Origin of the sequence: Actinoallomurus sp. CA-150999, assembly GCF_050942425.1 — a bacterium.
Lineage (GTDB): Bacteria > Actinomycetota > Actinomycetes > Streptosporangiales > Streptosporangiaceae > Actinoallomurus.
Genome location: NZ_CP192063.1, coordinates 209,150 through 227,505, shown reverse-complemented (window position 1 = coordinate 227,505; position 18,356 = coordinate 209,150). Strand labels below are relative to the sequence as shown.

The 18,356-nt window shown below is 70.7% G+C and carries 14 protein-coding genes; 11 read left to right on the top strand and 3 right to left on the bottom strand.

Features of this window, described 5'->3' with window-relative positions; translation table 11 throughout:
* The first annotated feature begins 32 nt into the window (after positions 1-32).
* Complete coding sequence (locus ACQP2O_RS01185; RefSeq protein WP_433179264.1) at positions 33-872, top strand: glycerophosphodiester phosphodiesterase family protein; 840 nt, start codon at positions 33-35, stop codon at positions 870-872.
* Here ACQP2O_RS01185 and ACQP2O_RS01180 read toward each other — a convergent pair.
* Together ACQP2O_RS01180 and corA are read right to left on the bottom strand one after the other, a co-directional pair.
* Positions 855-2,114 carry a S1 RNA-binding domain-containing protein gene (locus ACQP2O_RS01180; RefSeq protein WP_433179263.1) on the bottom strand — a complete coding sequence of 420 codons (1,260 nt, stop codon included), beginning with the start codon at positions 2,112-2,114 and terminating at the stop codon, positions 855-857. The two genes, ACQP2O_RS01185 and ACQP2O_RS01180, sit on opposite strands and share 18 nt — an antisense overlap.
* Positions 2,115-2,224: 110 nt before the next feature.
* The gene (gene corA, locus ACQP2O_RS01175) at positions 2,225-3,322 is read right to left on the bottom strand and encodes a magnesium/cobalt transporter CorA (RefSeq protein ID WP_433179262.1); all 1,098 of its coding nucleotides are present in this window, start codon (positions 3,320-3,322) and stop codon (positions 2,225-2,227) included.
* A gap of 369 nt (positions 3,323-3,691) precedes the next feature.
* Here corA and purD point away from each other — a divergent pair, with 369 nt between their 5' ends.
* From purD to ACQP2O_RS01150, 5 genes are all read left to right on the top strand, one after another.
* Positions 3,692-4,927, top strand: a complete 1,236-nt coding sequence (purD, locus tag ACQP2O_RS01170) for a phosphoribosylamine--glycine ligase (RefSeq protein WP_433179261.1) — start codon at positions 3,692-3,694, stop codon at positions 4,925-4,927.
* 9 nt (positions 4,928-4,936) lie between these two features.
* Entirely contained in the window at positions 4,937-6,088 is a 1,152-nt protein-coding gene (locus ACQP2O_RS01165; RefSeq protein ID WP_433179260.1) for a low temperature requirement protein A, read from the top strand.
* A 108-nt stretch (positions 6,089-6,196) separates the two neighbouring features.
* Positions 6,197-7,345 carry a glycoside hydrolase family 5 protein gene (locus tag ACQP2O_RS01160; RefSeq protein WP_433179259.1) on the top strand — a complete coding sequence of 383 codons (1,149 nt, stop codon included), beginning with the start codon at positions 6,197-6,199 and terminating at the stop codon, positions 7,343-7,345.
* Positions 7,346-7,364: 19 nt separating this feature from the next.
* Positions 7,365-8,675, top strand: a complete 1,311-nt coding sequence (gene purB / locus ACQP2O_RS01155; protein WP_433179258.1) for an adenylosuccinate lyase — start codon at positions 7,365-7,367, stop codon at positions 8,673-8,675.
* A gap of 47 nt (positions 8,676-8,722) precedes the next feature.
* Positions 8,723-9,538 carry an MOSC domain-containing protein gene (locus tag ACQP2O_RS01150; protein WP_433179257.1) on the top strand — a complete coding sequence of 272 codons (816 nt, stop codon included), beginning with the start codon at positions 8,723-8,725 and terminating at the stop codon, positions 9,536-9,538.
* 94 nt (positions 9,539-9,632) lie between these two features.
* On the opposite strand, the gene ACQP2O_RS01145 is transcribed toward ACQP2O_RS01150, so the two are convergent.
* Positions 9,633-10,679 carry a suppressor of fused domain protein gene (locus ACQP2O_RS01145; RefSeq protein ID WP_433179256.1) on the bottom strand — a complete coding sequence of 349 codons (1,047 nt, stop codon included), beginning with the start codon at positions 10,677-10,679 and terminating at the stop codon, positions 9,633-9,635.
* A 333-nt stretch (positions 10,680-11,012) separates the two neighbouring features.
* Here ACQP2O_RS01145 and murA point away from each other — a divergent pair, with 333 nt between their 5' ends.
* From murA to ACQP2O_RS01120, 5 genes are all read left to right on the top strand, one after another.
* Entirely contained in the window at positions 11,013-12,302 is a 1,290-nt protein-coding gene (gene murA, locus ACQP2O_RS01140) for a UDP-N-acetylglucosamine 1-carboxyvinyltransferase (RefSeq protein WP_433179254.1), read from the top strand.
* A 465-nt stretch (positions 12,303-12,767) separates the two neighbouring features.
* Entirely contained in the window at positions 12,768-14,051 is a 1,284-nt protein-coding gene (locus ACQP2O_RS01135; RefSeq protein ID WP_360901676.1) for a transcriptional regulator, read from the top strand.
* A 340-nt stretch (positions 14,052-14,391) separates the two neighbouring features.
* Positions 14,392-15,975: a serine/threonine-protein kinase gene (locus ACQP2O_RS01130; RefSeq protein ID WP_433179253.1), complete on the top strand. Its 1,584-nt coding sequence runs from the start codon at positions 14,392-14,394 to the stop codon at positions 15,973-15,975.
* Between the two features lie 5 nt (positions 15,976-15,980).
* A complete protein-coding gene (locus tag ACQP2O_RS01125; RefSeq protein WP_433179252.1) occupies positions 15,981-16,697 on the top strand; it encodes a hypothetical protein in 717 nt (238 codons plus the stop codon).
* 56 nt (positions 16,698-16,753) lie between these two features.
* Positions 16,754-18,340, top strand: a complete 1,587-nt coding sequence (locus ACQP2O_RS01120) for an FAD-dependent oxidoreductase (RefSeq protein ID WP_433179251.1) — start codon at positions 16,754-16,756, stop codon at positions 18,338-18,340.
* The last annotated feature ends 16 nt before the right edge of the window (positions 18,341-18,356 follow it).

Sequence of the window (18,356 nt, the reverse complement as noted above, 5' to 3'; positions counted from 1 at the left end):
AGGCGCCGACACGGCCTCGTACGCTGTGGCGGGTGGAGATCCAGGGACACCGCGGAGCGCGGGGACTGTGGCCGGAGAACACCCTTCCGGGGTTCGCGAGAACGCTCGAGCTGGGCGTCGACGTGCTGGAGCTGGACGTCGCGCTCACCGCGGACGGCGTCCCGGTGCTCCATCACGACCAGTCGCTGAACGCCGGGGTCGTACGGGACCGGGGGCCGTACCGGCCGCGTGACCCGATGTTCCCGTACGTCGGCCGGCCGATCGGGGAGCTGACGCTCGCGCAGATCAAGACGCTCGACGCGGGGATCCAGAACAAGCGGTTCGCGGCGACGCAGACGCCGATCCCCGGCGCCGAGGTGCCGACGCTGGCGGAGGTGTGCGAGCTGGTCGCCCCGCACGACGTACGGCTGGCGGTGGAGATCAAGACCGATCCGTCCTGGCCGGACGTCGAGGCCATCACGGTCGCGGCGGTGAAGGTGCTGGAGTCGTACGGGCTGACGGAGCGGTCGCGGCTGCTGGCGTTCGACTGGCGGGTGCTGGCGGTGGCGGGCGAGCTGCTGCCCGGCGGGCAGCGGGTCGCGCTGGTCGAGCCGGACACGCTCGACGCGTCGTGGCTGGCCGGGCGGAATCCGGCAGGTGGCCTGACCGCCGCCGCGGCCGATGCCGGGGCGACCATGATCTCCCCGAAGCGGGTCATGGTCACCCCGGAACTGGTCGCGGCGGCGCACGCCCTGAACCTGCGCGTCGTTCCGTGGACGGTCAACGACCCGGTCGAGATGGCGCGGCACATCGCGTTCGGCGTGGACGCGATCGTGACCGACTACCCCGACCGGCTCCGTACGGTGCTGGGGCGGTCAACCACTCGGCCCTGACGGCCGCATCGGATCCTCTTGCAGCGCCTTGAGGGACAGTGTCACACGTTCGCGCACCATGTCGACGTCGAGGATCTGTGCGGTGATCTCCTGGCCAACGGTGAGGATCTCGGAAGGATGATCGACGGACCGCCAGGACAGTTCGGGAACGTTGATCATTGCGGTGCAGCCGCCGATGTCGACGAACGTCACCCCGAAGCCGGCGATCTCGCTGACAATGCCGGTACAGATCTGGCCTTGGCGAAGGGTCTTCAAGAAGGCCCATTCGTGGTCGCTCGGGGTCGGCTCGGTTCTCCACCGGGCACGCAGGACGCCGTCGCCGTCGGGTAGGACGGCGGTGAAGAGGGGGTGGCGTTCGTCGGCGTACAGAGAAAGCACGGTGGCGGCACGTGCGCCGGCGATCCGCGGGGCCAGTTCGGCGAAGTGGCTCTCGTCGGCGATCGTGCTGGTGATCTGTCCGTCTTCGTTCTCCCAGACGAGTTCGATCAGGTCCTTGTCGGAGAGAACGGCCAGTATCTCGTCGACGTCGGTGGACAGGTCCGGCCAGACGGTGAGTTGAGCACGAGGGGTGAGCCGGGCGCGTACCGCGTCGACGGTGTCGCCGGTGAGGCGGTGCCAGCGGGACGCGTTGTGGAGGTAGCCCTCTTCCAAGATGACGGCCTGCTGCGTGGCGATGAACCAGCGCAGCCGAGCCCAGAAGGTGTCGTCGGCGGGCCGCTGTTCGCCGGGCTCGTCATCGAGATCCGCGTCGTAGGGGGAGGCGTCGATCCGTTCGGGGAACAGCCCCAATGCCCGGGTCCGGTCCAACGCCCCTTCACAGGGCTCGCTGCTGCCGACGTAGACGTACTGGTCCCACCCGACGTGTACGGCGAACACGTTCTCTACCTCGAGGCGGCACCAGACACCGTTGTCGCGGAGCATCGCCCGGACCAGTTCGAGGCCGACGGACACCGGCACGTGCGTGCCGTCATGGAAACCGGTGAGGTCGGGCGGGAAGAGCCCGGCCAGGCCGTGGCCTTCGACGGCCGGCTCCCGGCCGAAGTGAGCGAAGGCGGTGACCTGCGGCTCTCGTACGGTCAGCTCATGGACGCCGGTGTCTTCGGCGAAGGCGGCCACCGCCTCCAGGTAGGCGGCTTCGACCGGTCCATGGTCGCTGACCGCTTCCTCCGCGCCGGTATATCCGCCGTCCTCATCGCGGTCGGCGGGGTCGTACTTGGTGACTCGGTAGACGTGGGGCAGCACGTCACTGCCCTACCCGGGTGGATGAGGACACAGTGATCCTCTGGCGTTCCAGGACCCGGTAGAGGCCCGGCCGGCGGAGAAGAGTTCGGCGAAGGTGTGCTCGCTGACCCTCAGAGCCAGCCATTGCGGCGAAAGCCCCGATAGAGGACGAAACAGGAGCCGACGATGACGCTGAGGGCGAGCAGGTAGCCGTACTTCCAGTGCAGCTCCGGCATGAACTTGAAGTTCATGCCGTACACGCCGGTGATCGCCGTCGGCATGGCCAGGATCGCCGCCCAGGCGGAGATCTTGCGCATGTCGTGGTTGTCGGTGACGGTCACCTGGGTGAGGTGCGCCTGGAGGATCGGCGTGAGCAGCTCGTCGCAGGACTCGACCTGCTCGCGCACGCGGGCGAGGTGGTCGTCGACGTCGCGGAAGTACTCCCGGATCTCGGTCGGCACGAAGCGGCGGGCGGCCAGGTTGCGCACCGGGCCGGCGAGGGGACCGACGGCCCGCTTGAGCTGGATGACCTCGCGCTTCAACCGGTAGATGCGCTCGGCCTGGTTGGTGGCGTCGGCGGAGAAGACGTTCTCCTCGACCTCGTCGATGTCCTGCTGGACGGCGTCGCCGACGGAGATGTAGTCGTCCACGACCCGGTCGATGATCGCGTGCAGGACCGCGGCGGGACCGAGCGCGAGACGCTCCGGTGTCTTCTCGAGGCGGCGGCGGACCGGCGCGAGCTCGCCGTGCGCACCGTGCCGCACGGTGACGACGAAGTCGGGCCCGCAGAAGATCATGATCTCGCCGGTGTGCACGGTCTCCGTGCCGCCGCGCTCGACGTACCCGATGGTCTTCATGACGACGAACTGCACGTCGTCGTAGCGCTCCAGCTTGGGCCGCTGGTGCGCGTGGACGGCGTCCTCGACGGCGAGGGGGTGCAGGCCGAACACCTCCGCCAGCCGCTCCAGCTCTTCGGCGTCGGGCTCGTGCAGCCCCACCCAGACGAAGTCGCCCCGCGGCTCGCCGCCTTCGTCCTCGGGGCCCCGGACGAGCTCGACGGCGTCGGCGAGGCTCTCGGTGTCGACACGCTTCCCGTCGACGTACGCGGCCCAGTCGATGAGCGCGGACCGCTGGTTGATCGACTCACCGGCAGCGATACGGCCGGGACGGGCGAGCGGCTTGAACAGGACGCGGGTGGCGCGTCCGGGGCGAACCCTGGTCATGGCCATGGGGGAACTCCTTCCCCAGCACCGGCCCCACGCGCGGCAGCGCGCGTCAACCCGGGATCAGAGCGGGGAGCGCGCGCCGGAGGCGGCCGGACGCCGAGTAGAGATGGTCGGACTGTGAGGAGGCTCGGCGTTACTGCAAGGATCGCCAGGGCTCATTCCAACCACCTCCTTAGGTTCGTCGGCGCTCAGAGCTCGGAGCTCTGAAGGTACACCGGGAATTAAGGACGCCCGACCGCGGCGGGCGGTTTACCGGTTTCCCAGAATCTTTCAGAAGTCACTGCGATCACCGTCTGGTCAGGTCAACGCGGGACGGCCGTCCGTGCTTCCCTCACCAGCTTGGAAACCGGAGATCTGGATAGGCTTTGCGACGTGCGAGTCCTCGTTCTCGGCTCGGGCGGGCGCGAACACGCGCTGGTCCGCTCCCTTTCCCGCGACCCTGACGTCACCGCGCTGCACTGCGCGCCCGGCAACGCCGGCACCGCCGCGCTCGCGGACAACCATGTCCTGGATCCGACCGATCCGGTCGCCGTGGTCGAGCTCGCGCAACGCCTCATGGCGCAGCTCGTCGTGATCGGGCCGGAGGCGCCGCTGGTCGCGGGTGTCGGTGACGCCCTGCGCCGGGCCGGGTTCCTGTGCTTCGGCCCGGACGCCGCGGCCGCGCGGATCGAGGGTTCCAAGGCGTTCGCCAAGGAGATCATGCAGGCGGCCGGCGTCCCGACCGCCGACGCTCACGTCTGCGAGAGCGCCCGCGAGGTCCGCGAGGCGCTGGACGCGTTCGGCCCGCCGTACGTGGTGAAGGACGACGGCCTGGCCGCCGGCAAGGGCGTCGTCGTCACCGAGGACCGCGCGGCGGCCGAGCGGCACGCCGACGAGTGCGAGCGCGTCGTCATCGAGGAGTACCTCGACGGGCCCGAGGTCTCGCTGTTCGCGCTGACCGACGGCACCACCGTCGTGCCGCTGCTGCCGGCCCAGGACTTCAAGCGCGCCCACGACGGCGACAAGGGGCCGAACACCGGCGGCATGGGGGCCTACACCCCGCTGCCCTGGGCCCCCGCGGACCTGGTCGACGAGGTCGTGCGCACGGTCGTCCAGCCGACGGTGGACGAGCTGCGCCGCCGCGAGACGCCGTACACCGGCGTGCTGTACGCCGGGCTCGCGCTGACGTCGAAGGGCGTCCGGGTGATCGAGTTCAACGCCCGGTTCGGCGACCCGGAGACCCAGGTCGTGCTCGACCGGCTGGCCACTCCGCTGGCCGGGCTGCTGCAGGCCTGCGCCGTCGGGGGGCTGGGCTCCGCGCCGGCGCTGGAGTGGCGGCCGGGCGCGGCGGTCACCGTCGTGATCGCGGCGGAGAACTACCCCGGCAAGCCCGCCACCGGCGACCCCATCGCCGGCGTCGAAGAGGCCGAGGCGGTCGAGGGCGCGTACGTCCTGCACGCCGGCACCAAGCTGCACGAGGGGCTGCCGGTCTCGGCCGGCGGGCGGGTGCTGAACGTCGTCGGCAGCGGTCCCGACATCGCCGCCGCCCGCGCGGCGGCGTACACCGCCGCGGACCGGATCCGCCTACGCGGCGCGCACTACCGTACGGACATCGCGGCAAAGGTCTGACCTTCCGCTATGGAGGTTCAAAGCGGCGATCCGGTCGGTGCGCGGGAGGAGTCCGAGGACGGCTACCGGGTCACCACCCTGGAGCTCTTCTTCGACCTGGTCTTCGTCTTCACGATCACGCAGCTCACCTCGGTCCTGGTGCACGAGCTGTCGCCGCTCGGGTTGCTGCGCGTCGTGGTGCTGTTCGGCGTGCTGTGGTGGATCTACTCCGGGTACGCCTGGCTGACGAACACCGTCGCGCCCACCACGACGGGCCGGCGGCTGCTGCTGCTCGTGGGCATGGCCGGATTCCTGATCATGGCGCTGGCCACGCCGCGGGCCTTCGACGGCGGCGGTGTGGCCTGGGGGCTGGGCTACCTCATCGTCGTCCTAGTGCACGGCAGCCTGTACGTCCAGGCCAACCGTAATTTCTGGCGGGTGCTGCCCGCCAACGTCGTGGCGGCGGCCCTGGTGATCGGCGCCGGGCTGCTGTCCGGCGCCTGGACGTACGCGCTGTGGATCGCGGCGGTGCTCGTGCCGATCGTCCTGCCGTACATCGTGCGGCCGGGCGGCCGGTTCATGCTGCGGGCCGCGCACATCGTCGAGCGGCACGGCCTGCTGGTCCTGATCACGCTCGGCGAGTCGGTCGTGGCCATCGGGATCGGCCTGCCGGACGAGCCGCTCACCGTGGGCACAACGCTCGCGGCGGTGCTCGGCCTGGCCCTCGTCGCCGCGCTGTGGTGGACGTACTTCGCCGAGGACGACGTTCGGGCCGAACACGCGCTGACGGCGATGGACGACGCGCGCCGTACGGGCGCGATCATGAACGGGTACTTCTACGCCCACATTCCCGTGATGATCGGGGTGGTCGCGGCGGCGGCTGGCGTGAAGAAGGCGATGGGTCATGCCGCCGAGCCGCTGCACGCGGGGCCGGCGATCGCCCTCGGGGCGGGCGTCGCGGCCTACCTCGTGGGCGACGCCGCGTTCCGCCGTACGCTGCGGATCGGCGCACTGGCACCCCGGGTCGGCGCGGCGGCGCTGTGCCTTGCCACGATCGCCCTCGGCGTCCAGGTCGCCGCCGAGGCCGAGCTGATCGCCCTCGTCCTCGTCATCGTCGCGGCGCTCATCGTCGAACGGCGGCTCTCGCCGACCCCTGAGGAGCCCGCCGGTCACCCGGGCTGACGGTGTCCCGCCCGCGAACGCCATCGGAACAATCAAGATCGCTCTCCCGGACCGGAGAAGTTGATCTAGGATCCAAACGATCTTGGTCATCCGGAAGGGAAGATGGTCATGCGCCGATCAGTCGGACTCGCTCTCGCAACACTCCTCATGACGACCGGTGCCGCCGGGACGGCCCAGGCCGCCGCCCCGGCCCGCGGGCCGGTCGCCGCACAAGCCGCCGCGCTGACGCGGCTGCACGCCACGTCCAGCAACGCGTTCGTGGACTCCTCCGGCACCGTGCACAAGCTGATCGCCACGAACATCCAGCCGCTCTGGGACGCGAACAGCACCGACACCTGGGGACAGTCGACCTACGACTCGATCAAGGCCAAGGGCTTCACCGCGGTCCGCATGGTCCTGTTCTGGGACATGTTCCAGCCGACCGAGGCGGACTGGAACGAGACGGCGTTCACCACCCTCTCGACGGCCGTCGAGCGGGCGAAGGCCGCCGGCCTGTACGTCATCCTCGACACCATCCACATGTCCGGCAGCCCCGACGGCCAGGAGCACGTGCCGGACTGGGCGCGGGTGACGCCCACGGACGACGGTTCGGTCGAGGGCCTGGACGCCGTCGTCGAGAACGGCCTGGGCTTCCTGCAGACCGTCGCCAACCGGTACCAGGACGAGCCGGCGATCGCGGCGTACGACCCGGTCAACGAGCCGTTCCGCTCCTCCACGAAGTCCGCGAGGCTGCTGTCCGACTACACCCAGATCGTGAACGCGATCCGCGCCAAGGACAGCACCACCAGCATCATGCTGGAACCGTCGTACGGCGACTCGAAGGTGCCCACCTCGTCGTTCTCGTCGTTCACGCCGACCAGCCGCAGCAACCTCATCTGGTCGGTGCACGACTACTACAACGGCGACCCGAACAGCGCCAACACCAACGGCTACGACGCAAACGGCCTGGGCCAGAACCCGAACCCCTCCGACGGCACCACCGGCTACAACTCGGCCAACAAGGCCGCGCTCGCCTCGCACCTGCAGGTCCAGCTCGACATGGCCAAGGCGGAGAGCCTGCCGGTGTGGATCGGGGAGTTCGGCATCGGCTCGGGCGCCACCGGCCACGACCAGTACATCAAGGACAAGGTCGCGCTCTACAAGTCCAAGGGCGTCGACTACGCCTGGTGGGAGTACTCCTCCGACAACGGGAACGGGCCGTTCAGCATGGTCGACGCCAACGAGAACTGGCGGTCCTGGGTGAGCTACCTGTTCTGACGCCTGGGAGACTGGAGGGGTGATCGAGCGCTACACCCTTCCGGAGATGGGCCGCGTCTGGAGCGACGCGCACAAGTACGAGCTGTGGTGCCGGGTCGAGACCCTGGTGCTCGAGGCGCACGCGAAGGCGGGCACCGTCCCGGCGGACGTCGTCGAGCCGGTGCGCGCCGCTCCTCCGCCGACGCCCGAGCGCGTCGCCGAGATCGAGGCGACGACGCAGCACGACGTGATCGCGTTCCTGTCCGCGTGGGCCGACAACACCACGCCCCGTGAGGCCGCGGCGTACGTGCACTTCGGCATGACGTCCTCGGACCTGCTCGACACGGCCCTCGCCGTTCAGCTCGTCGAGGCCACCGACATCCTGATCGCCAAGGCCGACGCGCTGGTCGCGGCGCTGCGCGACCACGGTCTCGCGCACCGCGACACCCTGCGCGTCGGCCGGACGCACGGCATCCACGGCGAGCCGGACGTCTGGGGGCACCGGGTCGCCGACTTCGCGTTCGCGATGGCCCGTTCGCGCGACCGCCTCCGGCGGGCGCGGGCGGCCGTCGGCGTCTGCGCCATCTCCGGCGCCGTCGGCACCTACTCCAACATCGACCCCGAGGTCGAGCGGTACGTCGCCGCCGAGCTGGGCCTGGCCCCGGCCGACGTCTCCACCCAGGTCGTGATCCGCGACGGCATCAGCGAGTGGGTCTCCGCCCTGGCGATCATGTCCACGGTGTGCGAGGCGATCGCGCTGGAGGTCCGGCACGGCCAGCGCACCGAGGTACGGGAGCTGTGGGAGCCGTTCGGGAAGGGCCAGAAGGGCTCCTCCGCGATGCCGCACAAGAAGAACCCGATCATCTCCGAGCGGCTCGCCGGCCTCGCCCGGATCGTCCGCGCCCAGGTCACCCCGGTGATGGAGGGCATCCCGCTGTGGCACGAGCGGGACATCTCCCACTCCTCCACCGAGCGCATCGCCCTGCCCGACGCCTCGATCGCGCTCGACTACATGCTCAACCTCACGCACCGCCTCGTCACCGGCCTCGTCGTCGACAAGAACCGGATGCGCGCCAACCTGGAGTCCACCGGCGGGCTGATCTACACCAGCACCGTTCTGCTCGAACTGGTCAACGCCGGGATGTCCCGCGACGACGAGGCGTACCCGCTCGTGCAGAAGGCCGCGATGGAGACGTGGGAGACCGGGACGCCGTTCCGCGAGACGCTGCGCCGGCAGGCGGCCGAGGCCGGGCTGACGCTCGACGAGGCGCGGCTCGACGAGGTCTGCCGGCCCGAACGCTACGTCGAGCGCCTCGCCGGGATGTTCGAGCGCCTCGCCGCCCTCAGCTGACCCCCCGGGCGGCGGTGCGATCATGAAGACGAGGGAAAGGAACCTTCATGTCGGTCGTCGTCCGTGAGCTGAACGTCTACCCGTTGAAGAGCGGCGGCGGCACGCCGCTGAGCAGCGCCGAACTGCTGCCGGAGGGCTTCCGGCACGACCGGGAGTTCATGCTGGTCCGCCCGGACATGCGGCACCTGTCGCAGCGGGAGACCCCGCGCATGGCGCTGCTGCGCCCGTCGTACGACGGCGTGAAGCTGACCGTCGAGCTCGCGGGTGACGTCGCGCCGTCCGCCGGTGACGTCACGCCCCTGGCGCACGTCGCGCACTCCGACGGCCCGGTGGTCGACGTCACGGTGCACGGCAAGCCGTGCCAGGGCGTCGACCAGGGCGATGAGGCGGCCGAGTGGTTCACCGACGTCCTGGGCCGGGAGTGCCGCCTCATGCACTTCACCGGCCGGCGCCCGACCGGAACGGGCGGCGGCACCGTCGCGTACGCCGACGGCTATCCGCTGCTCGTGACCTCGGTGGAGTCCCTCGACGAGCTGAACTCCCGCCTCGACGAGCCGCTGCCGATGAACCGCTTCCGGCCCAGCATCGTGGTCGAGGGCCTCGGCGCGTGGGGCGAGGACTCCGTGCGCCGCCTCCACGTCGGCGGCGTCGAGTTGGAGCTGGTCAAGCCCTGCACCCGCTGCGTCATCACCACGACCGACCAGGAGACGGCGGTCAAGGCCCGCGAGCCCTTGCGCACCCTGGCGACCTACCGCACTCAGACGCTGCCCGACGGCGAACGCGGCGTCGTCTTCGGCCAGAACGCCATCCCCCGCACGCTCGGCACGATCACCGTCGGCGACACCGTCACGGTCGCGGACTGACTCCGAGCCACCGAGCCGACGCCGATCCGGGCGGCCCGCAGCCGTATGCGGACGCGGAGCCAAGCTGCGCACAACCAGGCGCCGACGCGGCGGGTCAGCCGATGACCTCGCCGGTGGGCTCGCCGTGGGGGTCGCGCATGATGGACGGCTCGATCTCGATGACGAGGCCGGGCAGGGACGGCACGGGGTGCCGGCCGGCCTCGGGGCGAAGAGCGGCGACGAGGTCGTCGATCGCGGCAGGCGGGACACCGATGGTGAGCGACTTCTCGTCCATCGGCTCGGCGGCGAACCGCTCATGCGGCAGGAACGCGATCGTGGACCCGCCGTCCTCGCTGACGATGACGTCCTCGCCGCGCGGCAGTCTCGCGGCCACCGCGCGGGCGATGGCCGGTGCCGGGAGCGCGCCGAACGTCAGGACCGTCGTCTCCCCCTCGACCGCCCAGGACGCCACGCTGACGTAGAGGGCGCCGCCCGCGGACCCGTCCCGCTCGATGCCGGCGCGGACCGCCGCGGCGATCGCCGGGTCGGCCAGGAGGGAGCCCCGGTCGAGGTCGGTGACGTGGAGCGGCGTCCTGGGCTCGAGCAGCCCGAGCAACGCGCTGCTCTCCCACTGGCGCGCGGCCTCGTACTCCTCGATCGTCAACCCGACGACCTGCAGGAACTGAACCTTCCCGTGCGGGGTGGAGATCTCGCCGAGCTCCGGGTCGACGGTGAACGTGAGCGCCTGGATCGCCGAGTCCGTACGGCTCGCGGCGATCGGGCCGTTGGCGTTCATCGTGTGGCCCGGCTCGAACCACCGGCCGGACTGGAAGACGTAGCGCCCGAGGTTCTGCAGGAAGTTCATCGCCCAGACGGGAGGCGTGGTCTCGGCCGGGTCGCGGGCCACCCGGAACGTGAACTCGAATCCCCAGCCGGACTCGCTCGGATCGGACGACTCCTTGGAATACAGCTCCGACATGCCGTAGCTCACGAAGTGCCAGTGCGGCACCGGGTCCGTACGCGGGTAGGCGCTGATGCCGTCGAGCGGGTCCGGGCCGCCCAGGGCCCACTTGTGGACGGTGCCGAAATGGAGCGGCTCGGTGTCGCCGTAGATGCGGGAGAGCGCGTCGTCGATCGCGGCCCAGCCGGGTGCCTCGGTCATGATCCGACGATAGTGGCCCGATCCGACACGTCAGGAACAGTCGTCGACGTGGGTATCCTCGGGGCACATCTCCATACCCGTACCACGGCGAACGCATCGGCCCGCCGCGTCGCTGGAGATCCGGATTCCCGTGAACCAACCCGGGGCCGGTGGCATCCAATAGATCGAGACGACTGAGCGGACCGGACGTTTAAGACCGGACGTTTCGGTCATGCCACACGGGCCCCAGTGGAATACTGAGGCCAGCCCGCGTCACACGCGCGGCACTCGTGACCCGCCGACCTGACCGAGCGGGCAGTCTAACTTCACCGCAGCCAAAGGAGCACCGGCGATATGAGCTTGGGCCACGAGGTCCGTTACCGCGTGCGGGGTGGCGCCGAGTTGCGCGGCACCGTATTCGTGCAGGGCGCCAAGAACGCCGTACTTCCCATGATCGGCGCCTCGCTGATGGCGGCGGAGGGCCACACGGTCCTGCGCAACGTGCCGATCATCGAGGACGTGAGACGTGCGGTCGAGCTGGCGGAGGCGGTCGGCGCCAAGGCCGAGCTGCACGAGGCCGAGCGCACCCTGGTGATCGACGCGTCGGAGCTGACCAGTCCGGTCCTGCCCGAAGAGATCGCGTCACGGTTCCGTGGCTCCTTCCTGTTCGTCCCGGCGTTGCTGCACCGCCTCGGCGAGGCGGTGATCGAGGGCGTCGGCGGGTGCAACCTCGGCAGCCGCAACCTCGACTTCCACTACAACGGCTTCAAGCGGATGGGCGCCACGGTCACCGAGCAGGTGCACGCCGACGGCCGGGGCAGCATCCACGTCAAGGCGGGTCAGCTGCAGGGCGGCACCCTCTACCTGGACACGCCGTCGCACACCGGCACCGAGAACCTCATCATGGCCGCCTCGCTGGCCCAGGGCACCACGCTGATCAAGAACTGCGCGCTGGAGCCCGAGGTCCTGGACGTCATCCAGTTCGTGCAGCGGATGGGCGCCCGCGTCACCGGCGGCGGCACCGGATTCATCACCGTCGAGGGCGTCGACCGGCTCACCGCGGCCCAGCACACGGTGATGCCCGACCGCATCGACGCCGGCGTCCTGGTCATGGCGGCCGCCATCACCGGCGGGGAGATCAGCCTGGTCGGCGCCTCGCTCGAGCACCTCGGCGTCGCCGCCGACAAGCTGGAGCAGATGGGCGTGGAGTTCTCCCAGGAGGGCGCCGTCCTCCGGGTGCGCCGCGAGCGTCCGCTGCGCCCGATCAACGTGATCACCGACGAGTACCCCGGCTTCGCCACCGACCTGCAGTCGCCGATCATGGCGCTGTCCTGCCTCGCCGACGGGCCGAGCTACATCTACGAGCGCATCTTCGACGGCCGGTTCAAGCTGGCCGACGAGCTCGTACGGATGGGCGCCGACATCGAGGTGAACGGCAACCGGGCCAAGGTCAACGGTGCGACCCCGCTGCGCGGCGCCGAGGTCGTGGCGCACGACCTGCGTACCGGCAGCGCGCTCGTGCTGGCCGGTCTGGTCGCCGAGGGCGAGACCACCATCACCAACGGCTACTACCTGGACCGCGGCCACTCGCACATCGCCGGGCGGCTCAACGCCCTGGGCGCGGATATCGAGCGCCTGGCCTGATCCCACTTTTTACGACGACGCCCCGTCACGTTCGCTCGATGAACGTGACGGGGCGTTGTTCGTAAAGCGGCTGTCGAGCAACGGTCGAATGCGAGATGATCACAAGGCTTCCGACCGCCGGTGACCTATCCGGTTAGTAATAACTTCCTCACCGGACGCGCTCTACTAGTAGTTTTCTGACGCACTCTTAACCGATTTCGCGAAGACGCGTCACATCCTGTGGTGCTCCGGCGATCTGCCCAATGGAGGCCAAGTTCACGGAGCTGGGGCGGACGACTGGAGGGGCGTCAGTGCGATGAGTCATGCGTTGGGTGAGGGCCGTCCATGGACGGTCACGAGCGGGGGTACACGGCGGACGGGGCCGCCACTAAAGGCGCGAAGGCGCCGGGAGGGGCGGACATGAGCGGACCTCGAGGCGGATCGGTCACACCCGATCTGACCATCGGCGTCGTCGGACCACACGATCTGGTCGAGCGGGTCATGCTCATGGGCCACGGCCCCACCCCGGTACCCAGCCGCCTCGTCGCGGCGGCGTACCGGGACGAGCAGGAGGCAGCGGACAAGGTCGTACGGCTCGGGTCGGGGGTGGACGTCTGTCTGTTCGCCAGCCCGGTCCCGTACGAGTTCGCCCGCAAGGCGGGCGTCCTCACGATGCCGGCGACCTTCGTCCCTCTCAATGGCGCGGCATTGCAGGGCGCACTTCTGCGCGCCGCGCTCGACGAGAACCACGAGCCGGCGCGCGTCAGCATCGACGTGCTCAGCCGTGCGGAGGTCGAAGAGGCCTACGGCGAGATCAATCTCAACACCGAGCACGTGCACTTGCGGGAGGAGGCTGCCGGACCGGGGACGCTGGCTGCCTTTCATGAGCGTTTGTGGCGCCGCGGCGCCACAAGTGTCGCGCTCACTTGCGTCCACGCGACGGCGGAGCGACTGGAGCTGGCCGGGGTGCCGACGCTCCGCATCCGCCCGACCGGTGCGGCGATCCGCTCGGCGCTGCAGACCTCGGCACTGCTCGGCGCCCACCACCGGCTGGAGGAGTCTCAGCTCGTGGTGGTGGTCGTCGACGTCCCGACATTGCGGGAGACCCCCCGCCGTGTCACGCCGCGGTACTGGCGCGAGGAGCTGAAGCTGTCCCTGCAGCGGCTCCTCCTGCAGGAGGCGCACCGGATGAGCGGCGCGGTCTGGCCGCTCGACGACCACAGCTACCTCGTCACCGCCACCCGGGGCTCGATCGCGGCGGCGACGGAGGGCTTCCGCACCCCGCCGTTCATCGAGCGGGTACGGGAGGAGCTGGGCCTGGCCGTCGAGGTCGGCATCGGCATGGGCCGCACGGCCCAGGAAGCGGAGACGCACGCGCGTGCGGCGCTCGCCCGGTCGCAGACGTCCCAGCGGGCGCAGGGCTTCGCCCTCGACCGGGACGGCCGGGCGCTCGTGCCCGCACCCCGGACGCCGCCGCGCGCCCCGGCGCCGGCCAAGCCGAAGGGACTGGAGATCCTCGCGCGCCTGGCCGACAAGCTGGCCGACCAGCCCGGTGAGGAGGGCGGCTCCCAGCAACCGCTGATCGTGGACGCGGAGAACGCCGGGAAGATGCTCGGCGTCACCCCGCGCACCGCCCGGCGGCTGCTGCGGACGCTGGTGGAGGAGGGCCTCGCCTGGCCTCTCCCGCCGAACCGCACGCCGCAGCCGGGGCGTCCCCGACAGTTGTACCGGCTGATCGTCGAGAAGCTGGGGCCGAGAGCCACGGGCTGACCTGCCGGAGCGGGCTCAGAGCGCGCTCCGGCCGCGGCATCGGCGACGGGGCCGCCCGATATCCGGGCGGCCCTGGTCGGCTATTGGGGCTACCGGGGCGGGCGGCCCTGGTCGGCTCTTGGGGGCGACCCCGGCCGAGATTCGGGCGGCCCGAGTCGGTGCATGGTGACCGGCTGAAACCAGCGAATGTTTCGCGCCGTTCCCAACCGATAGTCATCTTCACTGGTCATGGCCGAATCCGGCCACTTCATCGCGTTTCCTCAACTCGGCATGTGCGGTGAACGTCGCATACATAGTGTCGGGGCTTCGACGCTCTCCGTTGTTTCGAGCAAGGAACGCCATGGACGGAAACTGGACGGTTCCCGGATACCGGCACGTGCGGATCCTGGGCCAAGGCGCCTCCGGCACGGTGCTCCTCGCCGTGCACGAGGCGACCGGCACCCCGGCGGCCATCAAGTACCTGTCGGACGAGCTCCGGTCGGACCCCGGCTTCCTCGAACGGTTCCGGGCGGAGGCGCGGCTCATGGCCGAGCTGACCGATCCGCACATCGTCCGCCTCTACGAATACGTCGAGACCCCGGCGGCCGCCGCCCTCGTCATGGAGCTGGTCGACGGGGTCACGCTCAAGGACATTCTCCGCACCCAGGGCCCGACCGGGCCGGAGGCCGCCCTGGTCGTCCTCAAGGGCTCGCTACGAGGCCTCGCGGCGGCCCATGCCGCCGGCGTCGTCCACCGCGACTACAAGCCCGCCAACGTGCTCGTCCGCGACGACGGGGCGAGCAGGCTCGCGGACTTCGGCATCGCCGTCCACGCGGAGGAGCGCGCGACCGCCTCCGGAACCCCCGCCTACATGGCCCCCGAACAGTGGACCTCCGGCGCCGTCGGGCCGACCACGGACGTGTACGCCGCCACCGCCGTCTTCTACGAGTGCCTCACCGGCGAACGCCCGTACCCGGTCGACGGGCTGTGGGCCCTCGCCGCCGCGCACCGCCTGGACCCCATCCCGGCCAACCGGGTCCCGCCCGAGCTGCGCGACCTGGTCGCGCGGGGCCTCGCGAAGGACTTCGCCGACCGGCCGCCTTCGGCCGAGGTGTTCCTCGGGGAGTTGGAGGACGCGGCGCTCGCCGGGTACGGCCCCGGCTGGGAGGAACGCGGCCGGGTCCGCCTCGCGGCCCTCGCCGCCCTGCTCGCCTACCTCTTCCCCCTGGCCCAGCCGATCGCCACCGGCGGTACGACGCTCGCCCTGACCCGTCTCGGCAAGAGCCGCCTCATGGTGGTGGGCGGGGTCGCGGTCGGAGCGCTGCTGGCCGGCGGCGGCGGGGCGTACGTCCTGGCGGGCGTCCACCACAGCCTCGGTTCGGGCGCGTCCGCCACCTCCACGCCGTCGGCGATCGCCGAGTCCCCGCCTCCGGACGACACGACGTCCCCGACGGCGACTCCGACGCCGACCGACGGCACCACGCCGACCGGCTCGGTCCCCTCGTCCGGCACGCCGACGTCGTCCTCGGGCACGACCGGCTCGCCCGCCACGACGAGTCCCCCGACCACCGATCCGACCACCCCGGTCGCCATCGCCCCGAAGCCGACGCCGAAGCCCACCAAGACCGTCCCCACGGCGGTCACCGGCATCAAGGTCGACAGCGTGAGCGTCGGCTCGGCGACGGCTCGCGCCGCCGGGGGCTACCCCGTGACGGCCACCGTCACCGTGACGATCAGCGGTCCCGGCACGGTGAGCATCACGGTGACCTTCAGCTCCGGAAAGCAGACCGTCACCGCGTCGACGAGCGCTCAAGGGCCCGGCAGCCGCACGGTGCAGGCCGGCACGACCATCACGCAGTGCGTCAGGGCGGTGGACGCCACCGCCTCGGCCGACGGCCATTCCGCCGCCGGCACCGGAACATGCCCGCAGACGGGGACGGGATGACAGGGATGGACGAGACACGGCGTGACCTCGACCGGACGCGTCCCACCGATCCGGTGCACCACCGGACGCGTCCCACCGATCCGGTGCACCCCATCGACCAGACGCGCGCCGTCGAGCCGACGCCGCCCGTTGACCGGATGCGTCCCCTCGATTGGACGCAGCCCGTCGACCCGACGCGTGGTGTCGACCCGACACGCCCCGAAGACGGCGGCGCGATGCCGACGGCGTCCGAGGACGGTGTGTCGCTGCGGTTCGGGCCCGGAGTGCCGCCGGGGGTCGCGAGGAAGTGGCGGGGCCGGTCCGCGACGCGCCGCTCGCTCTCGCGGCGGCTGGTGGGCGGGCTGCTCACACTGGGCATCGCCGTGCTCGCCGGCCTGCTCGTGTGGTGGCTGCTGCGCGGCGGCCCCGGCGTCACGGTGACCGGCGTGAGCGTCAGCGCGCCGAAGGCGACGCAGTCGTGCGACACGACGGTGCGGGTGGTCGGCACGATCCGCACGGACGGGGGCTACGGCGACGTCTCGTACCGGTGGCGGCGCAGCGACGGCCAGGTCTCCGGGATGCTGTCCGAGAGCGTGCGCAAGGGGCAGCGTTCGGTCGAGGTCCCGCTGCGTTGGACGGTGAAGGGCACCGGCACGATGCACGCGGTCGCCACCCTGGAGGTCCTCCGGCCCGGGAAGTCCGTCGCCCACGCCTCCGGCGCGTTCGACTACGCCTGCGGTTGACGTCCGCCGCCGACACGAAGACGAACTTCTCCATCACTCGTCGCATCTACCGGGATATGACTTTTGGGCGGAGAGAATTCCTGCGTACCGCCGGGCTCGCTGTTTCCGGAGCGCTGACGACGACAGCTGCGGCGGCGTGCAAGTCGCCTGGTCAAAGCCCCGCCGCGAGCGGGCCACTGCGCGCGTCTCACACGCCGAAGACCACCGACTGGTCGGCGCTCGGCAGATCGCTGACGGGGCGGCTGATCAGGCCGAATGACGCCGACTACGTCACGGCGCGCAAGAACTTCAACCCTCGCTTCGACACGATCAGACCGGCGGGAATCGCCTATTGCGAGAGTCCGCATGACGTCGCGGAGTGCCTGAATTTCGTCCGGCAGTATGGCCTGGCGGTGACGCCACGGTGCGGCGGGCACAGCTATACCGGTGCGTCGCTCAGCACGGGCCTCGTCATCGATGTGAGCCCGATGTCGTCGATTCGGGTCGATGCGGCGTCGGGTACCGCGACGATCGGCGCCGGGGCGCGGCTGGTCGACGTCTACGACCGGCTCAACACCGCGGGCGTCTCGATTCCGGCGGGGTCCTGTCCGACCGTCGGCATCTCCGGCCTGACTCTCGGCGGCGGTGTCGGCGTGGTCTCCCGCGCGCACGGAATCCTCTCCGACAATCTCCGCGCGGTCGAGATGGTGACGGCGGACGGGCGGAAACGCAGCTGCGACGCGCGGAACGACCCCGACCTGTTCTGGGCCTGCCGGGGAGGCGGCGGGGCGACCTTCGGCGTGGCGACCTCGTTCACGTTCGCCACGCACCCCACCTCGTCGATCGTCGTGTTCTTTCTGAGCTGGCCGTGGTCGAGCGCCCGAGCGGTGATCGACGCCTGGCAGCGCTGGGCGCCGTTCGCGCCGGACGCGCTCTGGTCCAACCTCCATGTTCTCGACGGTCAGGCCCAGGCCGCGCCCACCCTCCAGGTCGGGGGCACCTATCTCGGTGCTCGGGATGACGCCGTGCGGCTGATCGAAGCCCTGCAGGCCAAGATCGGCGCGGCGCCCTCATCGCAGGTGGTCGAGACGACCACCTTCGAACACGCGATGATGATCGAAGCCGGCTGCACGACGCGGAGTACGGCGCAATGCCACCTGCCGGGCAGCCTTCCCGGCCGTACGCCCGCAGGTCAGGAGAGCCGCGAACCCGAGTACGCGGCCTCGCACATCTTCACCCGCCCGATGACGGGGGCGGCCATCGACACGATCCTCAACTCCGTCCGGCGGCGCGGCGGCCTCGCGGGCGGTGGGCAGGGCGGGATCGCCTTCGACGCGTTGGGCGGCGCCGTGAACCGGGTGGCTCCGGACGCCACCGCGTTCGTCCACCGGGACGGCCTCTTCAACGCGCAGTTCACCACGACCTGGACGACGGCCGCGGCCACCGGCGCGATCCGGGCTCAGCAGGCCTGGCTGCGCAGCTTCCACACGGCGATGAAGCCGTACGCGAGCGGGCAGGCGTACCAGAACTACGCCGACGCGGGGCTCTCCAACTGGAAAGAGGCCTACTACGGCGCGAACTATCCGAAGCTTCTCAAGGTGAAGAACCAGTACGACCCCGACCGCGTGTTCCACTCCCCGCAGACCGTCGGAGTGTCCGCCTGACCGCGAAGGGCCGCGA